Consider the following 10,483-nt stretch of genomic DNA (forward strand, 5'->3'; position numbering starts at 1 on the left):
TTTCGCCTGAAGAGTCCCATAAAATTATTTTATTTTTCGCAAAACAAAAATAAGGGAATCTCAGGCTTTTTTTATTTTAGACTTTCGGATAATAGTGACGACTTTTATGGATTTGTAGCATTTATTTCTACAATAGTTAATCTTGATTTTAAAGCATTATTGTCTACTCCTGATGCAGTTCCAAAAATAGTTGTAGCATCTTGATTTACACGTTGAGGACTACTCCAAGCGGTATAATTTACTTTAATCACATGTGGTGCAACTCTTCCAACTAATGTTTGGGTAGTTGTTAAGGTAACAGGTGATGGTAAACGAGTTATGGCTCCAGTTCCCGCATTTGAATTTTGTGAAGATACATAACCTGAAGTTACTTTAATATCATTTAAAAGGATACCAAATACACCCTGTGAAGCTACATTCGTGTTGTTTAGTGTAGCAAAGCCAGTCATCGTAATCATCACGATTCTAGTCTCACCTACCGGTACGGTAATGGATTGAGATAAACCAGAAACATCTGCAGTGGCTGCCACAGCAATGTCTACTTGTGCACCACCCACAAGATTATACACGGCTCGAATAGCTCCAACAGCTGCGTTTTGAGCAATTTTTTTTACGACTCCATTGTTGTCTACAGTTAAAATTTGATCACTTGCAGCTCCTGTTCTTACTCCTTGTACTCTTAAAGGGTCTGAATTTGTTGCAGGAATAATATGCAAGGCGTTGTCTGGAGCTGTCGTTCCGATACCAACATTCCCTGTTGTATAAACTGCATTTGCGGCATTAGTACCATCTACAAATTTACTGTTTCTTGTTGCTAACAATTGCCAAGCAGCTCCGTCATACTGATAATACCCTGCTAATTTAACGTTGATAGTTTGACCAGCTGGCTCAGTCGTTGGTGCAGTTACATACACTATTGCTCCTGTTTGTGCAGTGGTATACGTCTTTGCTTTTAATTGATTCCCGGTCAATCTTGGAGCTATAATTCCATCCATTACGGCAGCTTGTGTGGGGTTTCCTGTAACATCTAGAGTTGCTTTAGGATCTGTATTGCCTATTCCTACTTGGGCAAATCCAGCTATTGAGATTGCGAAAAATGCAGCGAAAAAGATTGTTTTTTTCATTTTAAAAAATTTATATAGTTGTTTAGTATATTTACAAATAAAGTAAAAGGGATGTTATTGATGTGTTTTTAATTTTGAAATGGGTTCTTAACTCTTTGATTTTACGATAGAATACAAAATAATGATTGATGAAATGGACTTGACGACTCATCTCAATTTCATTATCTACGTAATTTTGGTTTTTCTGGATTTAAAATTTCAGTATTTAATGCAATAATTTAAAAAAAGAAATAATGTATGAGGTCAGAACCATCAATTGTAAGGTTGCTGTTTTGACATTCCATTCGTTTGTGTGGAATGAATAATCAAGAAGTGACCAAAGGTGGGCCACGGAGGTATGTATTATTTGGAAGATTTTTATCAAATAAAGTAAAAGTGTAGCGGCATTCCTCTGTTACAATTTCTGAAATAGAAAATGGGTTGTTGATAGATGGAATAGATGGCAGAATGCAAACAATCGAATATGATGCATTACTAGATGCAGCGCCTGTTTTAACGCTGTACTTTTGAAAATAGAGTTTTCTTTCAAGTGATAAAGACGAAAAGAACGTTTTTTTTATTTTTTCAATACTTTGGATCGGTTGGGTTTTCAAAGTTACACCACCCACTTTTTTTTGAAAAACAAAATCTTTTGATATCCCGAGTACAGCCTTAGCAAGTATTAATTCTTTTTTTTCAGGAAGAACAGTTTTGCTTTTTTTTATTGAAACATTTGAAGTGAACAGAGTCCCCGAAACAGTAGTCCCTGGAGTAACATAAATAAGCGTATCCGATGAAACAGTTGCAACAGCTAGAATGTTTTTTGGAGTTGGCTCATTGTTACTACAGGCCGCATTAATAGTGTAGTTTGAAAAAAAAACAGTTGCAATAAATAGAGTATATTTTAATAAGAACACAAATGTGTTGCTTGGTCCAAAAGTTTCTGTTTTATAATTTCTACTCAATTTTATAATGCCTTTTTAAAAAAAAGGGAAATCTGAATTTTGTTAGATAAAGTTTTTTTTCGTTCAAAAGTTACCTTGTCGAAAATTTAAGGTTGCAAAAGTAAGGTAATTGTACACGTTTTTTGTTGTTATTGTAGGAAAATTTATATAAAAAATAACAATAACCATTTAAAAGTCAGCTAATTAAATCTAAATTATAAAGTAATTTTTACCGACTTTACATTCAAAACTACCGAAATACGTGTAAAATAAACCGAAAACGCATTAAGTAGAATTTTTGTGTTTTTTTTCTGGGGAGAATAAAAGTGGTTTTATTGTCAAACAAAAGTTAAAAAAAAAGGTGTACATCTATCGATATACACTAACTTTTACATCTAACATTGATTTTTAGGTCAAGAAAGCCTTCAAATCGTCATAGCTTTTAATCGTTATACTTTTCTTTTCCTTACCCAACACGCTTTCAATTTGGGATGGAATCGGAAGTGTGATCTCCAAAGCAGCTTCAACTGTTTCCAAAAACTTAACCGGATGGGCAGTTTCTAGAAAAACACCAATAGAATCAACATTTTTTTCCATTTGTTTTTTTAATCCCAAATAGCCAACTGCTCCGTGAGGTTCGGCAACATAACCGCTGGTTTTGTAAATATGTTTCAAGGCTTCAATTGTTTCTTCATCAGAAAAAGTGAATGACGAAAAATCTTTCGCAAATACGCTCAAATCATAACCATACATTTCCTGAATGCGTACAAAATTACTTGGATTTCCAACATCCATCGCGTTGGAAATAGTTGTTTTCGAGGGCTTCGGGTCGTATTTTCCATTTTTCAAAAATCGTGAAACCGTATCGTTCGCATTTGTAGATGCCACAAAATGTGCAATAGGCAGTCCTAATTTTTTAGCTAAAATTCCCGCACAAATGTTACCAAAATTGCCACTCGGACAAGAAACTACTAGCGGTTTTCCTTGCTTTTTTAATTGTTTGTAGGCAAAAAAGAAATAAAACATTTGAGGCAACCATCGTGCAATGTTGATGGAATTGGCAGAAGTCAAATTTTTATGGAGCAAATTTTTATCTAAAAAAGCGCTTTTAACCATATCCTGACAATCATCAAACACACCCTCGACTTCAAGAGCCGTAATATTCCGCCCTAAAGTGGTCAATTGCTTTTCTTGAATATCGCTCACTTTTCCTGAGGGATATAAAATCACCACTTCAACACCAGCAGCTCCAAGAAATCCGCTGGCAACCGCACCTCCTGTATCTCCTGAGGTGGCAACCAAAACGGTGCTTTTAAAATCAATCTTGTTTTTATTAAAGTAAGCCAAGCATCGCGCCATAAATCGTGCTCCAACATCCTTGAACGCCATTGTAGGGCCGTGGAAAAGTTCCAATGAATAAATATCCTTTTCAATTGCTACCAATGGAAAATCAAAACACAAAGTTTCAGCGATAATTTGCCTCAAAACGTCTTCTGGAATTTCATCGCCTATAAATTGTTGGATGACTTCGAAAGCGATTTCTTCATCTGAAAGATTTTCGATTTTATCATAAAAACTTTCTTCAATTGGCGTTAAATGTTCGGGAAAATACAAGCCTTTATCAGGTGCCAAGCCTTGAATCACGGCTTTCTTGAATGATACTTTTTGAGCTTTGTTATTTAAACTGTAATACTTCATTTTTGATTTAGGATTTGGAATTCAAAACTTTTATTCCTTCGTCGTTTATTTTAGACACGTGTATTTCATAAGGCAAATCAATTTTGTCGTACTCTTCACACATTATTTTGGCTACTTTTTGGGTAGTATCTTCTCCTTTGCTTAAAGCAAAAATGGATGGTCCCGACCCTGAAATTCCAACTCCCAAAGCGCCACTTTTCAGGGCTGATTTTTTTACCAAATCGAATGCAGGAATCAAAATGCTTCGTGCAGGTTCTATAATTTCATCATGAAGCGAACGTCCAATTAATTCATAATCGTTGGTGTATAAACCGGCAATCAATCCACCTACATTTCCCCATTGTACAATTGCGCTTTTGAGCGAAATATTTTTTTTTAAAATCGACCGAGCGTCCGAAGTTTTCAATTCAATTTGCGGATGAATGACGGATGCAAAAAGGTGGTCGGGACTTTTTATTTTGATAATATCCAAAGGATTGTAACTTCGCACTAGCGCAAAACCACCTAATAAAGCGGGTGCGACATTATCTGCATGAGTACTACCGCTTGCTAATTTTTCGCCTTGCATGGCAAAATACACCAATTCTTTATTAGAAAAAGGTCTTCCTAGTAATTCATTGATTCCGAAAACGGCACCTGCCGCGCTTGCTGCACTACTTCCAATACCACTTCCTGCTTTTATTTTTTTGTAAATTTCGATTTCAAAACCCAAATCGGTTTCACTATTTTCAAGCAATGCCAAAGCAGCTGCACCAGCCACATTTTTTTCGGTTTCTAGCGGTAAGTTGGCTCCAACAATTTTAGTAATTCGAACGCCCTTTTGCTTGCTCTTTCGAATAATCATTTCGTCGCCCACATTGTCCAAACACAATCCGAGGACGTCAAATCCGCAAGAAAGATTGGCTATTGTTCCTGGTGCAAAAAGTTTTATTTCGTTCATTTTTTAGTTGCTAAGTTTCTGAGCGTCTGAGTTGCCGAGTTTTTCTTAGCAACTAAGAATCTCAGCAACTCAGTACCTTTTTTAAACATTTCCAATTCTGATTACATCGGCAAAAATTCCTGAAGCCGTTACAGCAGCTCCCGCTCCTGCACCTTTGATAATCAAGGGTTGATCAACATACCTGTCGGTGTAAAATTCAACAATATTGTCTTTTCCTTCTAAATTGTAAAACGGACTTTCTTTTGGAATAAACTGTAAACCCACTCTTGCTTTTCCGTTGTTGAACGAAGCTACAAATTTAATGCGACAATCTTTGGAATTGGCTTCCGCCAAAATGGCTTCGAAATGACTGGAATGTTTTTTTAACGACGCAAAAAAATCGACGTTGTTCATTGTTTCCATACATTCTTGTGGCAAGAAACAATTGTTTTCAATTTCGTCGATATCCATTTGATAGCCACTTTCGCGAATTAAAATCAAGATTTTTCGAGCCACATCCACGCCGCTCAAATCGATTTTAGGGTCGGGTTCGGTAAATCCTTGTACGCCAGCTTCCTTTACAACTTCCTCAAAAGAGGTGTTTTCGTTGAAATTATTAAAAATAAAATTCAAACTGCCGGACAAAACCGCATTGATTTTTTTGATTTTATCACCCGATGCAATGAGATGTTTCAATGTATCGATGATGGGTAATCCTGCACCAACATTGGTTTCAAACAAAAATGGCGCATTGAATTTCCGTGATAATTGTTTTAAATGTTGGTAATTGGAATACTCCGATGAACACGCAATTTTATTGCAAGTCACTACCGCAATATTTTGCACTAAATAACGACTGTAAGTTTGAGAAACACTCTCATTTGCAGTAATATCTACAAAAATGCTGTTGCGAAAATTGAGTTCTTTTACTTTAGAAATAAAAACTTCCTTATCAGCAGTCGCACCGTTTTCTAAAACATTTTGCCAATCTTTCAAAGAAATGCCTTCTTCATCAAAATGCATTTTTCGGGAGTTGGAAAGGGCGATCACACGAACATTCAGTTTTAGATTTTCTTTCAAAAATTTCTTTTGTTGGTGAATTTGGGCAATAAATTTTTCTCCTACATTTCCAACACCCATTACAAAAAGATTCAGCTGTTTGGTATTGTCTTCGAAAAACCGTTCATGCAGGGTGTTCAATGCTTTTTTTACATCACGTTCGTTAACCACCACCGAAATATTTCGTTCGGATGCACCTTGAGCAATGGCCCGAATGTTGACGTTGTTTTTTCCTAAGGTACTGAACATTTTTCCGCTTAAACCTTGGTGATTTTTCATATTTTCACCTACCAAAGCTACAATGCATAGGTTTTTTTCAACCGTGCAGGGATTTATTTTATGTTGACTAATTTCTAATTCAAAAACATAATCGATTGCCATTTGTGCTTTTCTTGCATCCCTATTTTGAATTCCAATACAAATGGAATGCTCTGAGGAAGCTTGTGTGATAAAAATAACGTTTATTTTTTCGGTAGAAAGTGCTTCGAATAAGCGCTTCGAAAAACCAGAAACACCAATAATTCCGGAACCTTCAACGGTGATTAAAGCTATTTTGTCCATGTGCGAAATCCCTTTTACGGGTTGGACTTGCGACACAATTTCGTTCGAAATATATGTACCTGATTTTCTCGGTTCGAACGTATTTTTTATTAAAATCGGTATGTTTTTAGTGAGTACTGGCTGTATTGTAGGCGGATACAACACTTTGGCCCCAAAATGGGAGAGTTCCATAGCTTCCTGATACGAAAGTTTTTCGATGGGTTGAGCTTGTTTTACAAGAGAAGGATTGGCTGTATACATACCGCTAACATCCGTATAAATTTCGAGTCGGGTTGCATTTAAAGCTGCTGCAATGATTGCCGCTGTATAATCCGAACCACCACGACCAAGTGTAGTGTTGTTTGCATCCGTTGATGAGGCAATAAAACCGGGTAAGACAGTTACGTGAGCGGTATTGCTATTGAAATAATTTGTTATTAAATCGTTGGTAATTTCAAAATTTACTTGGGCTTGTCCGAAAAAGTTGTTGGTTTTTATGAGTTCGCGACTGTCTTTGCAAATGCTGTCCGGCAGATGTTGTTTCAAAGTTTCTGCGACAATAAAAGCGGAACACAATTCGCCAAAACTCAAAATGGTATCGGAAGTTCTGTCCGACAACTCGCCTAAAAGTGCACAGCCGTCCAATAGTGTTTCCAAGTGATTGATGCTTCTTTTGATGTGACTTAGTAGCCGACTTTGTTCGTGAACGGGTATCAGTGCTTTGATGGCATCGAAATGTTTTTGTTCTATTTCGGTAACAATCCCTTTGTAGCCTGCATCATTCAAAGCCGCTTTTTTAGAAGCTTCCACGAGTAAGTCAGTCACTCCCGTAAAGGCTGAAATTATAACGGTCAACTTTGTGTCTTGCGCTTCGTTTAGGATAATATTTAGTGCAAGTTTTATATTCTGGGCGTTGGCTACCGAAGTACCTCCGAATTTTAATGTTTTCATCTTTTTGTGATTCTAGGGAATTGCTTTTTTAAAGTAAATAATAATTTTTCCCAAAAGGGAGATGACAGGAATAGGGATTATATGTAAATGAGATACCCCTAAGGGGTTGATGTAGAAGTGGATGAAGTGCCAACAAAAAAAGCAACCGAATTTTGGGTTGAAGAAGAAAATGTATATTTTGTTGTAGAGTGTATCATCTGTTTTTTCAAATTTACATTTTTTGAAGTGTAAAAAAAACGGTCAAAGTATTTTTATTGATAATTTTAAATTACTGCATTAATTGGGGAAATATCAAAAAATGCCTTGAGTTTAAACGCTTAAAAATGAATAATTCTCAGAATGCAGGTATTTTATACTCCTGTGATTTTAATTATTTTTCATTATAATTGTTAATTTTACTACTAAAAATTTAGTTTTCACTACTATTTTATATGTTTTGTGGTCTTATTTGTTAAATTACGAAAACGTTTTAGTGATTGGTTAACATTAATAAATAGTACTGAGATGATTTGCTTATTAGCATTCGTTTGCGGAATTTTGGAGCTTTAAATAAAAACGATGGAATCTACACATTATATTAGTTCGAATACGTTGACGATTGAAGAAATTCATTACATCGTTGTGGAGCACAAAAAATTAGCTTTATCAGAAGAAGCAAAAGTCAATATACAGAAATGTAGGGATTATCTCGATCAAAAAATGGCTTCGCATGATGCGCCAATTTATGGAATAAATACTGGTTTTGGTTCGTTATGTAACATTAAAATTTCAAACGAAAACCTTTCGCAACTGCAAGAAAACCTTGTAAAATCCCATGCCTGCGGAACAGGAGACGAAGTGCCGCAAGAAATTGTAAAAATCATGCTGTTGCTCAAAATACAGTCGTTGAGTTATGGCTATTCTGGCGTGCAATTGGCAACTGTCGAACGATTAATCGATTTTTACAACTATGCTATTTTTCCTGTAATTTATACACAAGGTTCTCTTGGTGCTTCGGGCGATTTAGCACCTTTGGCCCATTTATCGTTACCGCTTTTGGGGGAAGGCGAAGTGTGTTTTGAAGGTAAAAAAGTCCCATCTAAAGAAGTTTTAAACCATTTTGGTTGGAATCCACTTGTTTTACAGTCTAAAGAAGGATTGGCATTACTCAATGGTACCCAATTTATGAGTGCTTATGGTGTATATGTTTTGATAAAATCGTGTAAATATTCGTATTTAGCCGATTTAATAGGAACCATTTCGCTGGAAGGATTTGACGGAAGACAAGAACCATTTAATGAATTAATCCACTTTATTCGCCCTCACAAAGGTCAAATTGTTACTGCTCAACGTATCAATGAATTTTTAGAGGGTAGTGAGATTGTCGCACAACCAAAAGCACACGTTCAAGATCCGTATTCGTTTAGATGTATTCCGCAAGTACATGGTGCTTCGAAAGATGCGATTGATTATGTAAAGCGCGTGTTTAAAACTGAAATCAATTCGGTTACAGACAATCCGAATGTTTTTATCGAAAGCGATCAAATTATTTCGGGCGGAAACTTTCACGGACAACCATTGGCTTTAGCCTTAGATTTCTTAGCGATTGCCTTGTCAGAATTGGGAAGTATTTCAGAACGAAGAACCTACCAATTGATTTCAGGTTTACGTGGTTTGCCTGCATTTTTAGTGGATAACCCGGGATTAAATTCAGGATTTATGATTCCGCAATATACAGCGGCAAGTATTGCCAGTCAAAACAAACAGCTGGCAACTCCGGCGAGTATTGACAGTATTGTATCGTCCAATGGACAAGAAGATCACGTGAGTATGGGTGCGAATGCAGCTACAAAAGTGTTGAAAATCATTGAAAATATCGAACGCATATTGGCTATAGAATTAATGAACGCTTCGCAAGCTATTGCTTTCAGACGTCCGTTAAAATCGAGTGATTTTATCGAGATGTTTTTGAAAAGTTACCGCGATGAAGTGCCGTATGTTTCGGAAGACCGAATTTTACATTATGACATTGTTAAAACGATTGCTTTTTTAGATAGTTTTCAAATTGAAGCAGATTTGTTTGATTAGTAACTTGTAAAAAACATAAAAGTTAATCCTGATGTAACAGTCAGGATTTTTGTTTTTTACCTGTTTTTATCAAAAAATTACAAGTTGTATAAAAAGCATTGCATTAGAAATTATTAAATTAGCATTTTGTAATTTTATAAGATGAAAATAATTATATCTCCCGCGAAATCATTGGATTTTGAAACGCCTTTACCTACGGAACAATTTACTACAAGTGCTTTTTTGAAACAAAGTCGCATTTTAAATAAAGTAATCAAATCCAAATCGCCCAAAGAGCTTTCGGAATTAATGGATATATCCACTCAACTGGCCGAATTAAACTGGAAGCGAAATAAGGATTTTAAAACCCCTTTCACGCCCCAAAATGCCCGACCTGCCATTTATGCTTTTGACGGTGATGTGTATCAAGGGCTTGATGCGTATTCGATTCCGCTGGAAAAACTAGAGGCTTTACAAGAGCAAGTGCGTATTTTGTCGGGACTATATGGAATACTAAAGCCGTTGGATTTGATGCAGCCTTACCGACTTGAAATGGGTACTTCGCTGGTTTTTGATGATTATAAAAATTTGTATGATTTCTGGCGAGAGCCATTAACCAATAGTTTGAATAAGGAGCTCAAAAAAGGAGCGTTGTTGGTTAATTTGGCCAGTAAAGAATATGCTTCGGCCATTGATTTTAAAAAATTAAATGCTACAGTAATTACTCCCGAATTTAAAGACTATAAAAACGGACAACTTAAAATAATTAGTTTTTTTGCAAAAAAAGCACGAGGATTGATGGTTCGGTACATTTTAGATTCCGAGGCACAAACAGTCGAAGATTTAAAGGCATTTGATTACGAAGGCTATCAACTGGATCACGGACTTTCGATAGGTGATAAGTTGGTTTTTACGCGATAATTAAAAAAAGGATTTAGGCACAAACTTAAATCCTTTTTTTGTTTTCGTTGGTTTTAGTTGTTACCGAAAATCATGTAAATGTATTTTCGATGCGATATAAAATCGGTTTTTAAAAAATAAAAGCGAAAGGTGTTTTTTGATTGCTGTGTTCAATTCATAAGTGCAACAAACTTATTATTTAGTCATTCCTTAAATATGTTATAACAATCTGTCTGTTAATAACTTGTATATAAAAATAGTAATAAAAAGCGAAGTTAAATTGCCAAAAAGAGTATATTTAGGTAAAAAAAAGTGGCAATATG

General features: G+C 35.7%; 7 protein-coding genes. 2 read left to right on the forward strand and 5 right to left on the reverse strand.

Annotated features, from left to right (window positions below; genetic code table 11):
- Positions 1-104 precede the first annotated feature (104 nt).
- From ACIQ2X_RS09750 to thrA, 5 genes are all read right to left on the reverse strand, one after another.
- The gene (locus ACIQ2X_RS09750) at positions 105-1,124 is read right to left on the reverse strand and encodes a hypothetical protein (protein ID WP_396178741.1); all 1,020 of its coding nucleotides are present in this window, start codon (positions 1,122-1,124) and stop codon (positions 105-107) included.
- 305 nt (positions 1,125-1,429) lie between these two features.
- Entirely contained in the window at positions 1,430-2,068 is a 639-nt protein-coding gene (locus ACIQ2X_RS09755) for a hypothetical protein (protein WP_396178742.1), read from the reverse strand.
- A gap of 387 nt (positions 2,069-2,455) precedes the next feature.
- Positions 2,456-3,745 (reverse strand): threonine synthase, encoded by a 1,290-nt coding sequence (gene thrC / locus ACIQ2X_RS09760; RefSeq protein WP_396178743.1) that lies wholly within the window; start codon positions 3,743-3,745, stop codon positions 2,456-2,458.
- A gap of 7 nt (positions 3,746-3,752) precedes the next feature.
- Entirely contained in the window at positions 3,753-4,685 is a 933-nt protein-coding gene (locus ACIQ2X_RS09765) for a homoserine kinase (protein ID WP_396178744.1), read from the reverse strand.
- Positions 4,686-4,766: 81 nt separating this feature from the next.
- Positions 4,767-7,214, reverse strand: coding sequence for a bifunctional aspartate kinase/homoserine dehydrogenase I (thrA, locus tag ACIQ2X_RS09770; RefSeq protein WP_396178745.1), 2,448 nt, complete (start codon positions 7,212-7,214; stop codon positions 4,767-4,769).
- Between the two features lie 558 nt (positions 7,215-7,772).
- Here thrA and hutH point away from each other — a divergent pair.
- The gene (hutH, locus tag ACIQ2X_RS09775; protein WP_396178746.1) at positions 7,773-9,281 is read left to right on the forward strand and encodes a histidine ammonia-lyase; all 1,509 of its coding nucleotides are present in this window, start codon (positions 7,773-7,775) and stop codon (positions 9,279-9,281) included.
- 141 nt (positions 9,282-9,422) lie between these two features.
- Complete coding sequence (gene yaaA, locus ACIQ2X_RS09780) at positions 9,423-10,181, forward strand: peroxide stress protein YaaA (RefSeq protein ID WP_396178747.1); 759 nt, start codon at positions 9,423-9,425, stop codon at positions 10,179-10,181.
- The last annotated feature ends 302 nt before the right edge of the window (positions 10,182-10,483 follow it).

The sequence above is a fragment of the Flavobacterium sp. genome (assembly GCF_044368625.1).
Classification (GTDB): domain Bacteria; phylum Bacteroidota; class Bacteroidia; order Flavobacteriales; family Flavobacteriaceae; genus Flavobacterium.